This window comes from Mesorhizobium sp. B2-4-17, from assembly GCF_006441275.1.
Lineage (GTDB): Bacteria > Pseudomonadota > Alphaproteobacteria > Rhizobiales > Rhizobiaceae > Mesorhizobium.
This window is the reverse complement of the sequence record NZ_VFUX01000076.1, coordinates 1-1159: the sequence shown is the minus strand read 5'-3', so window position 1 is coordinate 1159 and position 1159 is coordinate 1. Positions and strand designations below refer to the sequence as shown.

The following is a 1159-nucleotide window of genomic DNA, read 5'->3' as shown; positions in this document are numbered from 1 at the left end:
CCCCTGGAACAAAAGTAAGCTTCATTTTGTTTGGCTTCTGTCACAAGAGCAGGAGTTTGATTCATGGCTGGCAGGCAGGCGGACCTTGTCGTTCTAAGCGACGCGGATAGAGGTTTCCTCGAATCTCAGGTGCGGCATAAGGCGCCGCGCTCCTTGTCGGATCGATGCCGGATGGTCTTGCTGTGCGCGCAGGGTTTGCAAAGCAAAGACGTTGCCGAACGCCTGGGTGTTCACGAGCACACGGTTGGCAAGTGGCGCCGTCGGTTCGTACAGGATGGTATTGAAGGGCTGACAGATGAATATCGTACCGGTCGACCGCGAACTGTCTCCGATGCCCAGGTTGCTCAGGTCGTCGAGCGTACGTTGAACACCACTCCCAAGGATGCCACGCACTGGTCCATCCGTTCGATGGCAGCCGACCGCGGCCTTTCTCATACCACCATCCGTCGGATCTGGACCGCGTTTGGCCTGCAGCCGCATCGTACCGAGACATTCAAGCTTTCCTCCGATCCGCTCTTCGTTGATAAGGTGCAGGACATCGTCGGCCTCTATATGTCACCACCGGACCGGGCGATCGTGCTATGCGTGGATGAGAAATCGCAAATCCAGGCATTGGATCGCGAGCAGCCGGTTCTGCCTATGGCACCGGGCGTCGCCGAACGGCGTACTCATACTTATGTTCGCAACGGCACGACTTCTCTGTTCGCCGCGCTCGATGTTGCCACTGGGGCGGTGATAGGTCATTGCTACAAGCGTCACCGGGCCACCGAATTCCTCGACTTCCTGAAGCGGATCGACACCGAAATGCCCAATGGCCCGGACGTGCATCTGGTGATGGACAACTATGCGACCCACAAGACGCCGAGGATCAAGGCTTGGCTCGCGCGCCGTCCACACTGGCATGTTCACTTCACGCCAACGTCGGCATCCTGGATCAATCAGGTCGAGCGGTGGTTCGCAGAGCTGACGCGAAAGCAGTTGCAGCGCGGCGTACACCGTTCCACCGCAGAACTGGAAGCTGATATCGACGCCTTCATCGAAACCCACAACGAGAACCCGACCCCATACAAATGGGTCAAATCCGCCGACCAAATCCTCGCGTCGGTCAAGCGCTTCTGCCAGAAGACAATGAACCGAACTTCAGATTCAGGTGACTAGG

General features: G+C 57.7%; 1 protein-coding gene. It reads left to right on the top strand.

The window, feature by feature from the left end:
* The first annotated feature begins 63 nt into the window (after nt 1-63).
* Nucleotides 64-1158, top strand: a complete 1095-nt coding sequence (locus tag FJ548_RS29700; protein WP_140613598.1) for an IS630 family transposase — start codon at nt 64-66, stop codon at nt 1156-1158.
* The last annotated feature ends 1 nt before the right edge of the window (nt 1159 follow it).